This is a genomic window from Micromonospora fulviviridis (genome assembly GCF_014648395.1).
In the GTDB taxonomy this organism is placed as follows: Bacteria; Actinomycetota; Actinomycetes; order Mycobacteriales; family Micromonosporaceae; genus Micromonospora; species Micromonospora fulviviridis.
Genome location: NZ_BMRA01000002.1, coordinates 682,418 through 702,108 on the forward strand (window position 1 = coordinate 682,418; position 19,691 = coordinate 702,108).

Below are 19,691 nucleotides of genomic sequence, written 5' to 3' on the forward strand. Positions count from 1 at the left end.
CAACATGACTACGCACTGCACCTCAGCCGTAACTGTGCTGCACGTGATGGAGCTAGGCTGCCCGAGAACTGATCTCAACGTGACCTGAGGCGGCACGATGACGACCGTGCACCGGTGGACCGGCCTGGAAACGCGAGCTCTGCGCCAAGCCCTACGAATGAGCATCCGGGACTTCTCGGCGCACCTCGGCGTTGCTGAACGGACAGTGTCAAAATGGGAAGCCGGGCAGGAAGCGGTGTGCCCGCGACCTGAGATGCAAGCCGCCCTCGATACAGCGCTGAGCAAGGCGGGTGAGGACGTCCACGACCGGTTCACGGTCGTGCTCCGCGCAAACGAGTCAGGTCCCGTCACTGGTGCTGCCCAGCCAGACCTCGGCACGCTTGCGCGCCGGCGGGTGGCCGGCGCCCGTGCCGCCACCGCCCTGACTCCCGACGAATTCGCCCAACTGCTCGCTTCAGCCCTCGGCTGGCGCCCGAACGGCGAGGCGGTCCTGCGCTGGGAGAGCAGCGAAACCCCGCCCGGCGACGTCATGCTCGCGCTCAACATGCTTGACCGGCAAGCCGCGCCGCAGCCGTCCGATGCGCTTGCCGGTTTGACAGCCGTCTACCCGAGCCGGTCCCAGCTCTCTGCGCACCTACCGCCGGATCAGCTGCTCGACAGCGCCCAGGACATCCGGGCGGTCGGCCTGTCGCTCAACATGCTGTGCCAGGGCTACGCCGACCGCCGCTGGCAGGCACTACTCGCGAACGGTGCCCGAGTCCGATGCCTATTCCTCGATCCGGCCGGCTCGGCGATCCAAGCCCGGGAGGTGGAGGAAGGGTTCCCGGCTGGTCAGCTCTCGGCTCTGACGAAGCTCAACATGGAAACGTTGCTACGAGTGCGCGACCGGCTGCCTGCCGACATGCAGGACAGCATGAACCTCGCGACTTACGACGAGACCCTTCGCTTCAACATCGTTTTGGTGGACGATCTGTGTGTGGCGCAGCCCTACCTTGCGGACAGCCGAGGTATCGACTCTCCCGCCTTCGTCATTGGCCGAGATCAGGCGGGGACAGGGTTGTACCCGGTGTTTGAGCAGGTCTTCGAGTCACAGTGGCAGCGGCGGCGGATGCTGTGAGCGAATACCGTAACCTGCTGCCGATCGCAGAGGAAGCCGTGATGCGTGCGTCCGAGGCGATGCGACGGCGGCCAGCAGGCGCTCTGACGGTGAAGGGTGACCGCGATGTGGCCTCGGAACTGGACTACGCGATCGAACGAGAGGTCCGGGCGTTCCTGGTCACGGAGACGCCAGAGATCGGGTTCCTCGGCGAGGAAGAAGGACGGGTCGGCTCGGCCGAGATGCAGTGGGTCCTTGATCCGATCGACGGCACGGCAAACTTCGTACGCGGCCTGCCCATGTGTGCCGTCTCACTCGCACTCGTGAACGGGAGCGAGGCGGTCCTCGGCGTGATCGATTTGCCCTTCCTCGGATCTCGATTCACCGCCGCCAAGAGCGACGGCGCCTACGCGAACGGTCAAGCGATCAGCGCAAGCAGCACCAGCCGCCTGAGCGACGCCATCGTCGCAGTTGGCGACTACGCGGTGGGCCCGGACGCCGAGCCCAGGAACCGCTTACGACTCGCCCTGGCAGCTCAGCTCGCCGCTGAGGTACAGCGGGTACGGATGACGGGCAGCGCCGCACTCGACCTGGTATGGCTCGCCGAGGGCCGGCTGGACGCCGCACTCACCCTGTCGAACCATGCCTGGGACATGGCGGCAGGAGTTGTCATCGCGCGGGAAGCGGGAGCGGTTGTCATCGACCAAGACGGTGCGATTCATGACGTCGACTCGACTGTCACTCTCGCGGTCGCACCTTTGCTTGCGGAGGCTGTCCTCGCGACTTACCACCAGGCCGCCTCGATGGCGACGGGCAATCAATAACCCTCGGACTGCGGCCCGACCGTTGGACACCCCGGACCGCAGCGTCACCCATTCCGCCGTGCGCGACGCCGGGAATTCTTGACTGTCACAGTCTTCTTCCTCGTCTGAGCGATCCGTCGCACGACAGACACTCATAGCGCACGTCCGGCGCTCCTCGGCGAGGCAGCTCCAAGCGGACGAGCATCCGTTGGCAGCGCCCGCATTCGTCGCCGAGCTGGCCAGTGCCCGGTACCGCCGCCGATCGCCTCCGACGCTGAGTGCGACGCACCAGGTCGGCGAACCCGGGGCTCTCTGTGCGTAGAACGACCCCCGGATCGGAGCCGAGGAGTGATGCCCCAGCCGACCAGACGATGTCGCCTACCACGGCGCTGGACTCCAAGATCGGAGTGCAGGGACGAATATTGACGCCTTCGCGTCTGGCGTGAAGCGCCTCCGCTGGCAGATACCCGTCTCCGTCTGGCTCCACCCAGATCGTGTTCGACTGAATTTCGCCGTGGGCTGCCGGTAGCGACCGCAGGGCCGGCAGGAGTTTCGGCAGACCGACCAGCGGAGCGGACGGTAGCCACATGTCGACGGCGGTGGCATTGGCGATGTCCTCGCGCAGCCGCGGCAGCACCTCCGTGGATGGGACGTGCTCCGTGGTCCCGTCGGAGAGATCGACTGCCTCCTGCCAGGACAGGTGGACCGCCTGGTCGAGCAGGTGGGCGAAGAACCGCCACAGCGGGTCGGCGGACGAGCCGGTGCGGTGCAGCTGATCGAACGCGCCCACCACGACGAGGTGATCCTTCGCCCGGCTGGCCGCCACGTTGAGCAGGCGCGTTCCGGTGCTGTCCGGATCAAGATCGGTGAACCAGGAATGAAGTTTGGCCACGCCACGTCCTGTGTCCACCGTGTCGTAGACGACGATGTCGCGCTCGCCGCCCTGAAAGCGGTGCACCGTTGAGGACGCCCACCCGTCCAAGCCAAAGTCGATCAGCAGCGACTCCAGCAGCCGCGCCTGCGCCGTGAATGGGGTGATCATCGCCAAGTCGCGGGTCAGGGTGGTGGCGCTGCCAAGTAATGCGGCGATCACCTGCGCATGCATGAGGTTGTACCGCGAGGTGCTGCCCTGCCGGCGGGCGGTGCGGGCGGCAAGCCGTGAAGTGTCCAGTGCCACCAGTTCGCCGCTGGCCCAGCGAATTCGGCTGCGCCGTTCGCGTACGAGGACCGTGTCGTCGGTGATGAGGGGGCTCTCCCGGTAGAAGGCCGTGCTGACGACGTGGCCGATGGCGGGACGCATCCGGTACTGCGCGGTCAGCGCCGCGAGCCGATCCGGGAGGTGGCCCTCCTTGATGACGGCACGCGCTACGCCGGCCTTCTCGAAGGGACCTTTGTGCAGCCACTCCCGCGCGGCGGGCGTGTCGGCGACGGCTACCGGCGGAAGCTGCCGGAAATCGCCGGCGATGACGGTGTGCCCGTGCCCGGTGCCGGCTACCAGCATGGCCAGCACAGCGGTGGTCATACTCGCCTCGTCGAGCACCACCACGTCGAACGTCAATTCCTTGAGGGTGTCAAGGACAGTCTGGTGAGCGGTGGCGGCCACGACCGTCGCCTCGCGGCAGATCTTGCGGCGAAACTGCAGCAGGAGGCGATCCAGCCCCTCTGCCAGCGACGCAAGTTCAGCCGCCTTGCTCTCCAGCTCGGAACGCCTCTGCTGCTGCTCATCGGTGAGCGGTCCCTTGACGCGCCGCAGCTCGGCCAGATCATGCCGCGCCTGTTGCAGCCGTTGCCCGACGTCCACACGCTCGGCGGCAAGCACGGCACCGCGTTGCGCGGCGACGACGTCAACCAGGACGGTGCCGCCGGCGGGGTGGTTCAGAAGCTTGTCGGTCGGCTGGCCAAGCCGGACGACCGCTCCGTTTTCGGCAAGCTGCGGCGCACGGTCGAACAACGAGGTGACCGCCACGTCCAGCGCCGCGTTCGTGGGCGCAGCCAGCAGCACCCGCTTGCCCCGCGCCGCCAGAGCGGCAACCAGGGCCGAGATCGTCGTGGTCTTGCCCGTGCCGGGTGGTCCCCACAGCCAGGTGACTCCATGCGTGAGGGCCAGCTCGACGGCTCGGCGCTGGCCCTCGTTGAGCCGCTCGACCTCGCCGGACCCCAGCCGTACCTCAGCGGGTGGCGAGGTCGGCGTGGCGGCCGGCTTCTCGGGCGTAACGGCTGTCAACGCTGCCGCAGCATCAAAGCCGGGACCGCCGTCGATCAGCTCCCACAGCCGCCTGCTCTGGGCGCTCAACAGCCATGACATGTCGAGCCGCAGCGTCGCTTCGCGCGTGACCGGCGCGTCCGACGGCAACGAGAGGGTGACAACCGCGCCGAACACCGAGATCACCTCGACCTCGATCTGCAGATCCTGAACGATCAGCAGGCCACTGGTCCCCTCAGCGGTACCGATCTCGCTCTGCGCCTCGAAGCGCACCAACCGCCGCGTGGCGGTCTGGCCCGTCTCTTGACCATCCATGAGCGGCACATCCGTCTCGGTGCGGCGGCTGGTGACCTTCGCCAGCTCGTCGGCCAGCGCCCGGGATGCACCCCGCGCCACTTCGTTCCAGCCGGCCGGCACCGGCCCGACCGGCGGTACGGGTTCCGGCGTCCCCAGTCCGACCGAATCCGCCAGCCGCTGTACCTGCGCGTCCGCGCGCCGTGCCACACGATCCTGCGTCGGCGGACCCGCCTTGGTTCGTTGCGCCGGCAATCCGGGCCCCAGAACACCCGCCGAAGCTGACCCAGCGGCCTCGCAACGTTCGTTGACCGCTGCCGCCCACCCCCTCGGTACCCAGAGGTCGCCGCGAAGATCGGCCAAGCCGTGGATACGGCATGTCTCCCACAGCACGCCCACGTCCACGCGAATTCCAGCCTGATGCAAGCTCGTGATCAGCTCGTCCTGGGACACCGGACCAGCCTCCAGCGCCCGCTGCACGACCTTCACGAGTCTCCTGGGCTGGCCGCTGGCCATACACAACCTCCAGAAACAGGCGCTGGCCGGCTCGTCAACGACATGATCGGGCCAGGAGCGGGGTGATGGAGCAATGACGCTAACCGCACCGTGCCGTCGCGTGGGTGCCGCCTCGCGTACAAGATCTTTTACCGATCCGAAGGATGTGGCGGCCCGGCGGAACCGCGCGGGGACATCTGGCTCCGGTTCGTCATGATCGACGACCCGTGCAGAGCATGGTCTCTTCGAAAGTCGACGGCTTGGCGCAGGTGCTCGCCGGCCTGGCGGAGACCCGACAGGTCATCGTCTTCACCCACAACAACCGGCTACCCGAGGCGGTACGCCGGCTGCGCATAGGGGCCACCATCTGGGCCGCTACCCGCCGCGACGAGTCCGTGATCGAGATCCGGAAGAACAGCGACCCGATCGAGCGATACCTGAGCGAGGCCGCCTCGATCCTCAAGGCCGAGGAACTGGCCGAGACTGCGCGGTCCCCTTGGTGGCCGGCTGCTGCCGCTCAGCGCTGGAAGCAGCCTGCCACGAGCGCATCCGACGCGAGCGCATCAGTCGCGGGGAACGGCATGGCGGTGTGGAGGAGCTCATCGAGAAGGCGATGACGCTGAACCAGGTCACGGCCCTGGCCCTTCTTCGGCGACATGCACGAGGGCGGCAAGATGCTCAGCCGGCTGAACAAATTCGGCGGATGGGCCGGTGACGTGTTCCAGGCCTGCAAGCAGGGGGCGCACAAGCCCGGGATGTTCGATCTCGAGGTGCTCGTACGGGACACCCGCCGGCTCGCCGAGCAGCTGCGATGACCGAGACCGCGACTCTGTCTCAAAGCTGCCTCGACGCGGCCGACCAGCTGCTGACCAGCGTCGTGCGCGGCACACGTGGCGCATGGCCGGGCTTGCGCCCGGCTGCTCCGGCTGGCATTGGAGGCGGCGATGGACGACTACTGGAGGCGGCTTCATCCCGAAGTCGCTGGCATGCGTGCCCCGTCGCCGCAGTTCCTGATCCTCGACCGCTATGCTGGCCGGCACATCGCCGGCCGGGCCGGTTACGCCTGGTCAGCACTGTCCCGCGCGGGTCACCACCACTGCTACGAGCTCGGCCTCATCGCTGGGGAGCTTCGCCGGCTACGGGAAATCGTGGGCGCAGTAATCAATGACCTCGCTACGCAGACGGAACCGCAACCGAAGGCTGACGCCTGACGTCCGGTAGCAGCATGAACCTCACCGCGTGTCATGTGCAGCGGGCCAAGCGTTCGAGGCCTGAGGTGACAGTGCCGTTCACATCCAGGTTTTCATGACGGCCTGACTCAGCGGCCGGACTTACGAACAGGGGCTGCGCCGTACGTTCCCTGCGGTTGGAGGGATTCGTCCACCGTGTCGATCAACGACCGGACAGCGCCGCTGAAAACTTCGGTCATCAGCTCAGCCAGCTGCTCGTCATCCAGCGCCTCCAAGCTGACAAGCACGCTCATTCGCCGCAGGCGGAGAGCAGCGACCCGTAGCAGACTGGTGCGAGCGACCTCGGGATACCGGTCAGCGAACGCGAGGTGGGCACCTGCGATCGCTCGCGCGGTACGAGGGTTGCTCCCGAGTGATGGCCGCTCGAGCAGTCCGACGGCCTCGTCCTCGAACAGCCTGCCGCCCAGGTCCGCTCCAAGGATGTGAACCCTGTGCCAGAGACGGCGGAACACGTTGCGCGGTTGGCCGAGGATTCGTTCATACCTGGGCCGCCTGTCCGGGTTGGGCCATCGCCAGAAGGCAACGTCAGGCAGCAGGACGAGGCTGAGGAAGGACCACACCTCTTCAGATGCCGCGTCCGCAGGCAGGATCCGCATCTGCCGGTAGAGCTCCCCGGCCAGCTGTCGGTCGAATTGTGTGGCGGCCTGGCGGGACAAGGCTCCGGGCCAGCCGTTGTCCCGCGCGATTCTGCGAACCAGCTGCTGTAGCTCACTGAGCTGTTCTGCCGCGACCCGGTTCGGCGCCGTGGGATACCAGGTTGCCCGGGTGTGTGTGGTCTCTGCCTGCGGCGCGAGCTGCACCGGATCCACCGCGGAGTGGGCGTGCAGGAGCTCTTCGGCGATGCCCGCAGGGAGTCGAGGGTAGGCCCAGAGGACATTCACCTGTTCACCACTCCCAGCGCGGCCTGGATGCGGGCCTCGAACTCGCCTGGATCGCTCTGGCGGTCTCCGCGCAGCTCATTGAGTGTTCGCAACGGAAAGCAGCGACGCAGCAGGTTCGCGAGCAGATCACCGAGCGTGCCTGACTCGTATCCGCCATCGAGGTCCAGCTCCTCATGGCTGAGGGCGTGCAGGACCAGTTGCCGTGCGGCGTCATAGCGAATGACGTCGGCCAGGACCTGTGATCTTTCACTGTCGGGCGAGTTGAGGAGCGAAGCTGTAGCCGGGTGATCGGTGTTGAGGTAGAGCCGGATGCTGCCGGTGTCAGAGGAGTCAAGATCGGTGCCACAGCTGAGGTACCACATGGCCGGTCGCCCGTCGGCAATGCCGGAGTTGGCGAAGCTTGTCTGCACAACTGGGAATCGACTGCCGGATCCCTCCAAGACAGCGATCGTAGTGTCCTGCCAGAGAATGCTGCCCGGGCGGCGGGGGGCGAGACGACCAGCAGCCGGATCGGTCTCGGCAAGGACGATCCGTAGACGGAGGTGGAGCTTTCCACCCAGTTCCTCACCGGGAATGTCGGCCATGGCGAGGTTTTGTCCGTCTTCGATGCCGATGACGGGGCCGGCGCCCCGCGTCCCTGTGCCGGAGGCGTGCCAGGCGATGACGGCGTGCACTCTCGCCCTGCTCGTCAGGGTGCAGTCATCGAGCAGGGCGGCGAGGTCAACAGAAACCGGCCAGTGCACGGTCAGGTTCTTGAAGTAGTCCCACTCCGGGACCACCCCGCCGGCCAGCATGGTCCTGCCGTCCGCCGTAGTGATGGTCACTTCTCCGCCGAGGATGCGATCGGTGGCCGGCAGCAGGAACCCGACGCTGAGCGGGCTGTTGCTCATGCCGCCCCCACTTCCGTTCGTACTGTCACCGTGACAGCGGCATCGTTCGGCTGGGTGACGCGAATACTCCAGGCCGTCGGGGTCGCCGGGGTGACAGTGAGTCGACTACCGGGCTGGAATTCGCCGGTGTCCCTGCTTCGCCATCCGATGACCGTGACCCGGACGCCATCATCCGCCTTCTCGGGCCGGCCGTCCGCCACAGCGATGAGTGGGTCCGCGACGAGGACCACCCCGTCGCCCGCTGACCGCGTGTCGAGGTCGACCGCGAAATCGGCACACGGGACGCCGTTGGGCATCAGGGCGGGCTGCGCCTGCGGGTGGAAGCGGACAGTGACGCTGCCCCGCCTGGGTGCTGGAACCGAACGCCCGCGTTCATCCTGTCCCCGCCCCACGTCAGGTCCCGGTCCGGATCTGCGTTCCTCGGGGGTAGTTCGCGATCCGTTGGGGGACCGATGGTCGGATGCATCGACGGGGGAAACGTCCGCTCTGCCACCGGCACGGGGGGCGGGAATGCGCGGGTCCGTGCCGCCGGGCTGCGTATCGAGCAGGGAACCCAGCAGCGAGGCCAGTCGGGTGATGCCGGGACCGTTTTCCGCGTCGACCATCTCCGCACGATCCGCTCCTCGCCGGTCTTTGAAGATCCGGTCGATGTGGTTCAGAGCCTGACTCACCGGGTTTCTTGCAAATCGCTGGCGCTGCGCCAGACGGGGCTGCCACCGGTCATGAGTTGGCGGCTCGGCGGCCGCGAAGTCGTCGTTCAGCTCTGGATCGGCGATGAAGACACCTGTGATGGCCTGCCCTGACGCGTCCGCCGTGACGTCGCGGTAGTCAACGACCATGCGCGGCCCCCGCATGAGGGCGATCTGGGCATCCGCCCGCTCGTGTGCTCCGGCGGCGCCGGGCAGGTGAGTCCGCCAGGCCAGAACCCCCAACCGTTGCACCGGTCGGGACCCAAGGACCTCCTGCACATTCCAGGGATAAGAGGTGGGCGTTGCAGCAGTTCCCCTCAAGACCGTCTCGCAACGGCGGTACGCCTCGACGAAGTGTTTGAGGCGCTGGTCGGTTGCCGGATCCGGTGCCGGGACTGCTTGACCGTTGCAGGTGACCTCGACCGTCAACCTCGGTCGTCCACCGGTCGGCGCCGTCAGGTGGGGCCATGCGTAGTCAGCGGCCGCCTGACCGAGGGCGTCGATCACCTGCCGCAGGCTGTCGTCCTCGTCGATCCGGGGCGCCAGGATCATGATTGTCGTCCCGGTCGCACCGGCTTGGAGGCGGTTCATACCCAACGCGAGCGCGAGCCGCTCGGCAGGCTCTCCGGTCAGTGGCTCTGCGCCGCTCTCCGGGTCCGGCACGCCCCACCAGTGCCGGCCGGTGAACGTCCTTCCCTCGAAGTCGTACGGCCTGGTCAAGGCCATCGCGATGAGCCGCGACACGGGCCTGTCTTCAACTTGCGTGCGGGTGAAGATGACGACCGTGGCGCAGGAGCTGGCTTCGAAGAGAACGGCCTTGCCGTAGCCGTAGGTCCCGCCGTCGTAGCCTTTGGCCGGGTCGCGTCCGATGTTGCGCACCAGGTCGACAAAATCCCGCCTGCCGCTGCTCACCTGGTCCGCGCGAGTGGGACCGCCGAGGCCCCGGGTGCCCGTGTCAGTGACGGTGAGCACGTCGATCGGTTCGCGGCGGAGGAGAGTCCCGAGCTCAGAGCCCACCGGTCGGTCCCGGAGGAGGTCGCACCGCAAGGAGTCGTACTGGCCGTCGGTCAGGCGCCACGCGTCGACGGCGAATGTCACTCCTTCGCTGGCATCGGCCCGCGCGTCCCAGCTGTTCTGCAGCGTCTCCCGCAGGAAAAGCTGCCAGAAGTCCATGGAAAAGGTGCCAAGCGTGCGGCGAGCGGAGTGCGCATCGATGCCGCCGTAGGGCGGGAACGGCTCCGCGAACATGCCGAGTGAGGTCATCGCTTCCCCAACAGGTCGTCAATCGCCTGGCTGGTGTCGCTCTGCCCGGGCACGGCGGTCAGGTCGAGTGTGTATCTCATCCGCAGTATGTGATCGAGAACTTTTGGATCGGCAAATGATCCGTGGGTGATCCGAGGAAACCCGGGACGGTTGACCAGGTAGATGCGCCGCTGCCGCAGGCCGTAGCGGACGCGTTTGTAAGCGGCGGAATCCGCCGTCCGGTAGCCGAGGGATGCCAGCCTGGTCAGTAGGGCGTGCCGGTCGGCTCCGACGCCGAGCAGGCGGTCGACCGCATCCGGGACACTGTCGCCGTCGCCGTCGCCGCGTTCGAGCTGTTCAATGTAGAGGTACAGATGCGTGCCGGGCCGCTCCTCGAGCTGTCCGACACCGTGAATCTCCACCTGGAGTCGCTCCCGGGCGCTGGTGGACTTGACCTCGACACTCGCGCCGATTCCGGTGAAGTCGGCGCGCGCGGCATCCGGCCCTGTCCAGAGCCGCACCGCGGCATCCGGGTCCCGCTCGGCGACCTGTTCCATCAAATGAAGTTCGGCCAACAGCCCGGCGAGTGCATCCATCCCCAGCAGCGGACTGTCGCTGGGCGAGAGAAGGTCTCGCCACCTGTCCAGTACGGTGAGGCAGACGAAGCCCGGTTGCGTTGGGCTGCCTGCGAGGCGACCGATCATCTCGTCCGTCAGCTCTGCGAAAAGGTCGTGCAGGTGATCCAGTTCGCAGACAACGTCCTGATACCGCGTGGGCATCGCCCCTGGCCCTTCGACAAGCCGCCGTGTGGTGAGGGTGACGCCCCGGCTGCTGGCGTCCTCGACGCCACGCTCGTCTTCACCCAGGGGCACCAAGAGGTGCCATCGGCCCCGGGAATCGATCCCATGGGCGATGGCTCCCGCGGCGACCCGGGTGTCACTGCGGCGTATGCGCAGGTCGGCCGGGAGCCCTGCCCCCTCGAGGAGGCCGAAGATCTCCTCTGCGCGGTCAGCCATCGGCTCGGCCCGCCGCGTTTTCCTCGCCGGCGCGTTCGTCCTCCGCGTCGAGGGCCTCGACGTCGATGACGTCAACCCCTTCCGCTGGCGGTGCGATGCCCGACAGATCCACCGAGACGTAGTCCTGCTCCTCCGGCCCCCATGCTTCAGGGAAGAACAGGCCCACACCGATGATGTGTTGCTCGGCCCGCAGATCGACCCGCGGATATTTTCCCCTTGTGTGAGACTCGTCGACCGAGTCCCGGCTGATCGGGTAGAGACACAACAGGCCGACCGGCCCCAGCTCCCCGTCGCGGAGAACCCGCAACCGATCGTCGGTGGGTTCACCGTCGAGTCGGGCCCGGATTTCTGCGACGGTTCCCGGGAGGTCGGCGACCCGGTCCCACGTCGATACCAGAGACTTGATGTCGGCATAGGTGTCCGGGGTCCTCAGCCGGCTGCGGTTGATGAGATTGACTCTGCAGCCGCCCAGGTCCATGTGTCCGACTCGGTCCCGTTCCTGGCCGACCACGACGACGTTCCAGTTTCGGAGCGCGCCGTGAGCGTTCTGCTTTCGGATGTAGTCCCGCAGAGCCTGAGAGCGCAGGTTGGGGCTCCGCTCGTGGAACTCGTAGTCATTGAGGAACTTCAGCACCAGGTCGGCCGGCACGGAGCGCAGCAGACGGCGGCCGGCCCGTGCGGTGACCTCCGTCACGCCGGGCGTCACCGCAGCACTCCGGAGCAGCCGGTCGGCTGCGGTGATGTTGTGCTTCAGCCAGTTCCCATCACGATGATGAAACTTGATCGTCTGTGCCACCTGGCAGCTGTAGCTGTTCCTGACTGTGATGCCCGCGCGCATCTTCGCCGCAGACGTCACGGCCAGCGAGGGATGCTTGCGTATCTTGACGGCAAGCTGGTGGGGCGTCAGGTGTTCGTCCTCGTAGCGGCGTATCTGCTGGCGAATCTCCGCCTCAACAGTGGCCAGGTCGATGAACCAGGATGCGAGCTCGTTGGTCATCCAGATCCGAGGCAGATCCTGGTAGCCCGGGCGGTACCCGAACCAGCGTCCCATCTGCAGGAGCGTGTCGTAGGCGGATGCGGCCCGGACGAAGTAGCTGCAGACCAGGCCCTCCAGCGTGAGACCGCGCGCGAGGGTGTTGCCGCCGATGGCGACGGCGGTCACCGGGGCATCGCCATAGACCAGCCGATCGCCTGACTGATAGTTGTCGATCACGACGCCGATGTGGTCGAGAACCGGCATGATGTTGCCGGCCACCTCTTCCCACGGAACCGGGGCCAACCCCATGGCCGCAGCCGGTAGCCGCTCGGTCTCGTTCCGCCAGTCCTGCCGAAGCTGGTCCCAGGCCACCCGGTCATCGGCACGCAGGTCCTCGGCCAAGCGCTCCAGATGATCTGCCACCGACACCGCGAGGCGCTGGTGAGCGACGGCCCGCATCGATGTGTGGATGAGCATCGTCGAATCGGTAGGCGTCCCCTCGCGGTGGCGCCGCGCGGCGGTCGCGAGAACGAACCACCGCAGGGCAGCGGCAAGGCTGGACGGCACCCCCGGATGCCAGCTGTCCACCGAGTCCCTGCTCCGTGGCGGCTGAACCTCCGGCACCTCGCCGTCCGGTACCTCCCGGATCACGTCCAAGCCCTGGTCGGGCTTGCCATCCTCATGGGCGAGCAGGTCCCGTCCGAAAATCGTCTCCGCGCCGAAGTAGTCGTCCGGGCACGGGAGATCGACGACGAAATCCCGAGGGTAGAGGTCATCCGGTACCGAGGGGTCGATCAACAGGTTCGCGAAGGGCGTGGCCGTGTATGCCAGGTAGGCGACCTTGGGCTTGTTCAGGATCCTTCGTATGAGCCAGTTGATCCTGGATTGCCGACCGCGGCTTCCGACGTCGATGCTTGCCTGGTCCGCCTCATCGTCGATCAACACGATCGGACAGTCGCGCAGGACACTGCCAGCTGCGTCCAGGAACTCGGCCAGCCGCCGCAGGCGGTACGGATTCTTCTTCACCACCGCCAGCAGCCGGTGCTCCGGGTTGCCGAGCAGGTTTGCTGCGTTCCGGGGATTGGCGTCAAAGTCGGACCAGCTGCCCGTCAACAGGTGCCATCGGCCATGGGCGTCGCCGACGAGCATCTTCTCGAGACGCTGCTGGGTCTGCGAGCGCAGGTTGTCAGTGATCCCCGACAACACGATGACGAGGCGATAGCCGACATCGCACATCTTGGCGACGACGGACATGAAGTTGGTGGTTTTCCCGCTCTGCACGTGACCGAGGACAAGCCCACGTGCGCTGATCTCGACGTCGCCTGGGCGCGGCAGCAATGACACAATCTTGGTGGATGAGGCGTTGATCGAGTCCAAAGGCTCTCCCCGCAGACCCGACTTTGCCAGTCGCTGCTGCAACGCCGGCCAGAAAAGATCTCCCGGCTGAGGGCCGGCATACCATCGGCCTGTCAGCCTTTCGTTGTCGACCAGGGACCGAGGATCCCGTAGCTCGCGGACTCGTCCCGTCTGCGTCTCAAAGGTGAGCACGGCGCGATCCAGGATGTGCGCCGGGACCCACCGGCCGAGCTGGCGACGGACTGCCTGGATTGTTCCGCCTCCGTAGACGTTCCGGGAGATCTGCGCAACGAGGTCGAGCAGCTCGTCCTCGGGCACATCTTCAATCAATTGGAACCCCCAGTTCATCAATGCCGCGGGCGTGGGCAAGCGGCGTCTGGCCGGCTCCTGTCCTTCCTGCTCCAAGCGATCGACGCATTCGAGCGAGCGCTCCGGGACAAAGTACGACCATCGACATCGATGCTCGCCCGCCAGCTCGACTGGGACGTTCCGCAGGAGAGGTCGGCTGCCTCTCTCCGAATACGTAAGTCACGTGGTCGTCGCGGGAGCCAGCTTCAGACAGCAGGCCCCGTACGTCCGCCGGACACAACTGCGGTTCCGGCCCGGGCCGCATCCTCCCACCTCCCCACTGGCGGTTCCCGCACGATACCGCCAACGGTCCCATCTGCGGGACCCCTGAATGATCAACCGTTCAGGCGATTCCTGCTGCCCTCCGAGGGCGGTCCATCCTCAGGTGCTGATCGCCCGGACGCAACGGCACGAAAGGGCAGGCACGGGCTCCCGGCAGTGAGGTTGTCCGGGCGGGGTGATAGGGATGGACTCGGAGGCGGCACTCCTCGGCGGCGAGAGGTGGGACAAATGGGCGGGCGGAGGTTGAGATCGCCTGCCGCTCGCCGTCCTGCCCCTCTGAGCGCGGCTGTCTCGAACCAGATGAAGCGGATGGGGCGCGCATCGACAAAGCCGGAGCTGCTCATCAGGAGGGAGCTTCACCGCCGGGGTCTCCGGTTCAGGATCAACCATCCAGCACTGCCCGGACGCCCCGACATTGTCTTCACCAGAGCCCGTCTGGCCGTCTTCGTCGACGGCTGTTTTTGGCACCGGTGCCCTCAGCACGGCGTGATGCCCAAGAACAACCGCGAGTGGTGGGAGGCGAAGCTGCAGCGCAACGTCGAGCGGGACCGGGAGAAGGACACGGCGCTGTCAGCGCTGGGCTGGCAGGTCCGCCACTTCTGGGAGCACGAGGACCCAGCCGCAGTCGCCAGCGAGATTGATCAGACATGGCGGCAGCTGCTCACCACGCCGAAGCCTGACTCAAGATCAACACAGGATGTGTGACATCCTGGTCCTCTTCCCGACGACTTGACGGAGGTGGGCAGATGCCCGGCAAGGCCTGGTTCGATGTCGCACCGTCGGCTGCCCGCCTGACCAGCTCGCTTCGCGACATCGGTTACGACTTCCCCACCGCTGTGGCGGACATCGTCGACAACAGCGTGGCTGCCGGAGCGACCCGGGTGGAGGTGATGATCGAGTTTGCGGGATCAAGGTCCCGGGTCTACATCGCGGATGACGGCCGCGGCATGTCGCCGGGCGCTTTGCTTGAGGGCCTGCGACTCGGCACACGCCGCACCTACAGGCTGGGCGAGCTGGGCCGCTACGGGTTGGGTCTCAAGACCGCCTCACTGTCGCAGTGCCGATCGGTGGCGGTGGTTTCCCGGAGCAATCCGGAGGTGATTCGGACGTCGGCCCGGGTCCTCGACCTTGACGTAGTGGAGGAATGGGACCAATGGGTCGTGGTGGACCCGGGCAATGATCCGGACGTCGCCAGAGCCAAGCAGTGGCTGGCCGAGGGAACCGGGACGGTTGTCCTCTGGCGTCACCTTGACCGGGTGCTGCCCGAGAAGCAGCCTGAGGGCGGTTGGGCTCGGCGCCGATTCGAGAACCTTGCCGCAAAGACTGCGGAGCACCTCGGAGTCGTGTTCCACCGCTTCCTCGAGGGCGTCGACGGCAAGGCTCCACTGGTCATCACGGTCAATGGTCAGAAGGTCAGGGCCTGGAACCCGTTTGCACCCGAAGAGCCTGGCTTGTCCGAGCTACCGGCGCAGCGCTTCGAGGTCACGGTCGGTGATGTGTCAGGCCACGTGGATCTTCGACGCTTCATCCTCCCTTCGCGCGATCGGTTCTCCACTCATGGCGAGTTCGAGCGGCTCTCCGGTCCGCTCAACTGGAACCGGCAGCAGGGCCTCTACGTCTACCGGGCGAACCGACTGGTGCAGTGGGGCGGCTGGAGCGGTATCCGGGGCATTGACGAGCACACGAAGATGGCGCGTGCCGCTCTTGACTTCAGCACCGACCTCGACTCGGCCTTCAACATCAACGTGGCCAAGATGAGGGTCTCATTACCGGCGCAGCTACGTCAGATGCTCGAAGCGCCGGTCAACGAACTCTGCATCTACGCCAACGACGCCTACCGCCGGAGCGCACGACCCAAGCCGAAGCCGGTCCCCGCTGACCTCAATGCCGCTCCCGACGTCCGTGCCGCCACGCAGGCCGCGACCACCGCCGGGCTGGCGCTCCGAGCCGCAGCGATGCAGGCCGGCGAATGGGACGCGTGGCAGCGGATCGCCTCGTCGCTGCGGAGGGAGGCGCCTGAAATCGCAAAGTCGCTGGGGCTCGACGGCTGAGCCCTCCGCGGCCCGGCTCAGAAGAGCCGCAGCGGGTCGGCGCGGGACTCGACGCAGAGCTTCTGCAGCGGGCAGGCATTGCACTCGGGCTCCACCGGTCGGCACAGGGTGTTCGCCAGCTCAACCAGTCCGAGGTGCGCACGTCGCGCGTCACTGTCCGCGCCGATCATTCGGGCAATCTCGAGCCGCCCGTCGGTTAGCCGGTTCCGGCGGTTCACGGGATCGCCACTGAAGCGCGCCGCTACCCGCAGTACGCCCTTTGTCACCAGGACGGGCTCCTCGGAATCCTCATCTCCATGCGCGGGCACGACCAGGACCGCCAAGTCGGCCACCGCCTCCGTCAGCCCAGCCACCTGGCGCAGATGATCGTCATCATCGAGCAGCTCAGGGTTTTCGGCGAGCCGCCCCGCCAGTTCGAGAATCGTCCCGGCACGCTGCGGCCGCGATGCCCACTTGCTGATCTCGACAAGCTCGCTTTCCGCCAGGACCGTGTCCTGAGGCGCCCGCCAGCGGGCAAGTAGCGGCCAGATGAAACGCACGACCTCGGCCGGAGCCCGGTCCAGCAGCATCTCGGCCTGGATCACCTGCCAGCGCGTCTCAGCCCGCAACCAGGGAAGACCCCGAACGGACGCGCTGTCGAACCATCCGGCGAGCATCGCCGCGATGTCCTGGGTCGTGGCCGCCACCGGACGCGGATTGTCCAGCGATGCCCGCACGGCACCGGCGAGGTGCTCGCCGAGCAGCGGCGGCACGGCATTGCCGATCTGGCGGAACGCCGCCGACGGCGGACCCGCAAAGCGAAACCAGTCCGGGAAGGTCTGCAGGCGGGCCGCTTCGCGGACCGTGATGGTCCGGTTCTGACGAGGATGGATGTACCAGTAACCGTCCTTGGCGATGTGCGCGGTGATCGTCCGGGAGAGGTTGTTCTCGTCGAGCCGCTTGTACTTGTCGTCGAAGATGTCGTCCCGGTACCGCTTCACCTCGTCCGGCAGGTCGCTGTACCGCGTGCTGTGGTCCATGGCCTCGAAGGCACGCGCGTCGTCCTCGCGGACCGGCCTGGTGATGTGGTCGAAGACCTTGTGCTTGTCGCTCGCGGACACCGCCTTGCGCATCCGGCGCTGGAACTCGCTGACCGGGCCCTCGTAATCGCTCCAGCCCTCGGCGCCACCCTCCGGCCGCCATCCCCCCTCGACAGGAGGAAGGTCGCCGATGGCATTCCAGACCGTGACCCGCTCGGGCTGTTCCCGCGGCCAGGTGAACTGGACGCCGTCCCGTAGCGCCACGAGGATGAGTCGCTGACGGAACTGCGGGACCCCGTAACGGAAGGTCTCCACCGACCGCTCCTCGACCGAGTACCCGATCGATTCGAGCTCGTGGACCATCGTGCGAAGGATGAACATCTCCTTGTCGAGCGCCATGTCGGGCACGTTCTCCATGAGCACGGCCTGCGGACGCGCGGTCCGGGCGATCTCCAGGAACGACCGCCAGAGGTCGCGGCGCTCGTCATACGGATCACGGAGACCGTGGCGGACCCGGTGTCGGATCTTCGAGCGCCCCGCCTTTGAGAAGGGTTGACACGGCGGGCCGCCCGCCAGGAGTTCGACTCCGGCGGCCTTCATGAGCTCGCCGACCTGCCGCACCCGGTCCGGGTCACCGAGGTCCCAGTCCACACTGAGTCCCGGGTGATGATGGCGGTGAGTCTCGACTGCCTCCTCATCATGATCGACCGCGAGCACGACCTTGTAGCCGGCGGCGTCGAGCCCGAGGCTCAGTCCACCGGCACCACTGAACAGGTCGGCTGCAAGCCGCCCACCCTCGGCGCGGAGATTCGCCGCGAGGGAGATGAGCTCCTCGGGTCCCGAGCATGCCGCGGGGTGCGGTGCGAGCCGGACGAAAGGACCACGAACCAGCTTGACTCCGTACCCACGGCGTCGGGCAGGGGCGGTGGGCTGGTCTTCACTGGTCACGATCAGGCAGGTTACCGCCACGGCGCCCAAGTCAGCGACCGCCGGTGGCGACACACCGCGACAGATACTGGTACGGATCCCAGGCCACCGTTGATCTGAGGCAACTATTGCCCGTACGGCTCAATGTTGGCAGAACAAAAGGAACAAATTGCTCGGAAGCTATAAGAAACGCTCTTGCGGGGCTGACTGAGAGCAGCGTCACCTACCTATACTCGCGACACCCGCTCCAAGGTTCGAGGTCCGCCGAGATCCGGCTACGCCTGGCTGGATCGGGCAGCAACGAGTGCGACTGTGCGGCACCGACAAGGTTCCTGCACCGACTGGAGCCGACTGCCTTGAGCTATGACATCGCGAACCCCGACCCCGCGGGCACCATCACGTCACTGCGGTCGTTCGGCTACAGCGTCGAGGCCGCTGTGGCGGACCTGGTCGACAACAGCGTCTCTGCCGGCGCCCGTCGCATCGACGTCTACTTCACCTGGTCAGGCCCCGCCTCCTGGGTTGCGGTGGTGGACGACGGCCGGGGCATGACAGCGGAGGAAGTCGTCACCGCGATGACCGTGGCGGCGCGTGGCTCCTACCAGGCTCGCGCCTCTGAGGATCTCGGGCGCTTCGGCATGGGCCTGAAGAGCGCTTCCTTCTCGCAGGCAGCCCGCCTCACTGTGGGCACGAGGACTGAGACCAGCTCTGAAGAGGCAGTGCGGACCTGGGACCTGTCCGTGGTCTCCGAGACGAGCGAGTGGCGGCTGCTGCACGGAACCGACGAGGAGACCGGCACGGTTCTGAAGCAACTCCGGCCCGATGGCCGTGCCGGAACGACCGTCATCTGGCGAGATCTGCACCGGTTCGCCCTGGAAGGCCTCACCAACGAGGACGCGCGGGCGCAGAAACAGTTCTACGCGGAGGCGAGCCGGGTCGAGGAGCACCTGGGCATGGTGTTCGCGCGGTTCCTCGTGGGCAGGAACCGGATCGCGATGACCGTCAACGGCACACCGGTCAAGGCCTGGGATCCCTTCCTGCCCGGTCACCCGTCGGTCCAGCGACTACCGGCAGAGGAGCTGCCTGTCGGCAACCACACGGTCCGCATCGAGCCGTTCATCCTGCCGCACCCCAAGAAGCTCAGTCCCGAGCAGCAGCAACAGGCGGCCGGCCCGGGAGGCTGGCTCGACCAGCAGGGCTTCTACGTGTACCGGCGGGATCGACTGATCCTGGCCGGCGACTGGCTGGGCATCCGCGGCTTCCGACGGGACGAGCGATACAACCTCGCGCGCATCATCGTCGACGTGCCGGCCGAGGCGGACGCCGAATGGGCCATCGACGTCCGAAAGTCAACGGCGGTGCCCCCAGTCGGGGTCCGGCGGCACCTTCAACGGATCGGTACCGCCGCCCGGAGCCGCGCCGCGGAGGTGCTCAGCCACCGGGGACGTATCGCTGCCCGGGAGCATGGCGCGGAGTTCATTTACGCCTGGCGTGTCGACAAACGGGACGGCAGCATCCGCTGCCGCATCAACCGCGATCACCCGCTTGTGCGGGAGGTCCTCCAAGGTGGGCCGGATGCCGCGGTCGACGCCAAGGCGCTGATCAGGCTCCTCGAGGAGACCGTGCCGGTCGCAGCCCTCCGGATCATGCACGACGGCGACGTCACGGACGATCCCGAGCCCTTCTTGGGAGCTGCATCCAAGGAGGTGGGCGATGTGGCGAACCGCATCTACGCGGCCTTCGTCGCGCAGGGCCGCACACCAAGAGAGGCGAAGGAGCGACTGGCGCTCATGCCGCCCTTCGATCAGTTCGACGGGTTCTGGCAGCAACGCTGACGGCCTAGTGCGGGCTAGCGCAGAGCAGATTCAACGGG

General features: G+C 66.9%; 15 protein-coding genes. 8 read left to right on the forward strand and 7 right to left on the reverse strand.

What is annotated here, in order from left to right:
- Positions 1 to 97 precede the first annotated feature (97 nt).
- Both IEY96_RS08200 and IEY96_RS08205 read left to right on the forward strand, forming a co-directional pair.
- Positions 98 to 1,117 carry a DUF5919 domain-containing protein gene (locus tag IEY96_RS08200; RefSeq protein WP_189194169.1) on the forward strand — a complete coding sequence of 340 codons (1,020 nt, stop codon included), beginning with the start codon at positions 98 to 100 and terminating at the stop codon, positions 1,115 to 1,117.
- Positions 1,114 to 1,920 (forward strand): inositol monophosphatase family protein, encoded by an 807-nt coding sequence (locus IEY96_RS08205; protein ID WP_189194170.1) that lies wholly within the window; start codon positions 1,114 to 1,116, stop codon positions 1,918 to 1,920. The genes IEY96_RS08200 and IEY96_RS08205 overlap by 4 nt, the downstream gene beginning before the upstream one ends.
- Before the next feature lie 85 nt (positions 1,921 to 2,005).
- Here IEY96_RS08205 and IEY96_RS08210 read toward each other — a convergent pair whose 3' ends face one another.
- The gene (locus tag IEY96_RS08210; RefSeq protein ID WP_189194171.1) at positions 2,006 to 4,885 is read right to left on the reverse strand and encodes a DEAD/DEAH box helicase; all 2,880 of its coding nucleotides are present in this window, start codon (positions 4,883 to 4,885) and stop codon (positions 2,006 to 2,008) included.
- A 233-nt stretch (positions 4,886 to 5,118) separates the two neighbouring features.
- On the opposite strand from IEY96_RS08210, the gene IEY96_RS08215 reads away from it, so the two are divergent.
- The 3 genes from IEY96_RS08215 to IEY96_RS08225 all read left to right on the forward strand — a co-directional run bounded on the left by IEY96_RS08215 (position 5,119) and on the right by IEY96_RS08225 (position 6,102).
- Positions 5,119 to 5,508: a hypothetical protein gene (locus IEY96_RS08215; RefSeq protein WP_189194172.1), complete on the forward strand. Its 390-nt coding sequence runs from the start codon at positions 5,119 to 5,121 to the stop codon at positions 5,506 to 5,508.
- A gap of 57 nt (positions 5,509 to 5,565) precedes the next feature.
- On the forward strand, positions 5,566 to 5,706 hold the full coding sequence (locus IEY96_RS08220; RefSeq protein ID WP_229791441.1) for a hypothetical protein: 141 nt from the start codon (positions 5,566 to 5,568) through the stop codon (positions 5,704 to 5,706).
- Positions 5,707 to 5,835: 129 nt separating this feature from the next.
- Entirely contained in the window at positions 5,836 to 6,102 is a 267-nt protein-coding gene (locus tag IEY96_RS08225; RefSeq protein WP_189194174.1) for a hypothetical protein, read from the forward strand.
- 107 nt (positions 6,103 to 6,209) lie between these two features.
- On the opposite strand, the gene IEY96_RS08230 is transcribed toward IEY96_RS08225, so the two are convergent.
- From IEY96_RS08230 to IEY96_RS08250, 5 genes are read right to left on the reverse strand one after another with little or no spacing between them, the layout of a single operon-like run.
- Positions 6,210 to 7,022, reverse strand: coding sequence for a DUF6339 family protein (locus IEY96_RS08230; protein ID WP_189194175.1), 813 nt, complete (start codon positions 7,020 to 7,022; stop codon positions 6,210 to 6,212).
- Complete coding sequence (locus tag IEY96_RS08235) at positions 7,019 to 7,912, reverse strand: hypothetical protein (protein WP_189194176.1); 894 nt, start codon at positions 7,910 to 7,912, stop codon at positions 7,019 to 7,021. Before IEY96_RS08235 ends, IEY96_RS08230 begins: the two co-directional genes overlap by 4 nt.
- On the reverse strand, positions 7,909 to 9,864 hold the full coding sequence (locus tag IEY96_RS08240) for a hypothetical protein (RefSeq protein ID WP_189194177.1): 1,956 nt from the start codon (positions 9,862 to 9,864) through the stop codon (positions 7,909 to 7,911). The genes IEY96_RS08235 and IEY96_RS08240 overlap by 4 nt, the downstream gene beginning before the upstream one ends.
- Positions 9,861 to 10,859: a PD-(D/E)XK motif protein gene (locus tag IEY96_RS08245; RefSeq protein ID WP_189194178.1), complete on the reverse strand. Its 999-nt coding sequence runs from the start codon at positions 10,857 to 10,859 to the stop codon at positions 9,861 to 9,863. The genes IEY96_RS08240 and IEY96_RS08245 overlap by 4 nt, the downstream gene beginning before the upstream one ends.
- A complete protein-coding gene (locus tag IEY96_RS08250) occupies positions 10,852 to 13,596 on the reverse strand; it encodes a Z1 domain-containing protein (RefSeq protein ID WP_229791442.1) in 2,745 nt (914 codons plus the stop codon). Before IEY96_RS08250 ends, IEY96_RS08245 begins: the two co-directional genes overlap by 8 nt.
- A 525-nt stretch (positions 13,597 to 14,121) precedes the next feature.
- Between IEY96_RS08250 and IEY96_RS08255 the strand changes: the two genes are divergently transcribed.
- Together IEY96_RS08255 and IEY96_RS08260 are read left to right on the forward strand one after the other, a co-directional pair.
- Positions 14,122 to 14,526, forward strand: a complete 405-nt coding sequence (locus IEY96_RS08255) for a very short patch repair endonuclease (protein ID WP_189194179.1) — start codon at positions 14,122 to 14,124, stop codon at positions 14,524 to 14,526.
- 41 nt (positions 14,527 to 14,567) lie between these two features.
- Entirely contained in the window at positions 14,568 to 15,872 is a 1,305-nt protein-coding gene (locus tag IEY96_RS08260; RefSeq protein ID WP_189194180.1) for an ATP-binding protein, read from the forward strand.
- Between the two features lie 17 nt (positions 15,873 to 15,889).
- On the opposite strand, the gene dcm is transcribed toward IEY96_RS08260, so the two are convergent.
- Positions 15,890 to 17,839 carry a DNA cytosine methyltransferase gene (gene dcm, locus IEY96_RS08265; protein WP_189194181.1) on the reverse strand — a complete coding sequence of 650 codons (1,950 nt, stop codon included), beginning with the start codon at positions 17,837 to 17,839 and terminating at the stop codon, positions 15,890 to 15,892.
- Between the two features lie 335 nt (positions 17,840 to 18,174).
- On the opposite strand from dcm, the gene IEY96_RS08270 reads away from it, so the two are divergent.
- Positions 18,175 to 19,653 (forward strand): ATP-binding protein, encoded by a 1,479-nt coding sequence (locus IEY96_RS08270; protein WP_189194182.1) that lies wholly within the window; start codon positions 18,175 to 18,177, stop codon positions 19,651 to 19,653.
- Positions 19,654 to 19,691 lie beyond the last annotated feature (38 nt).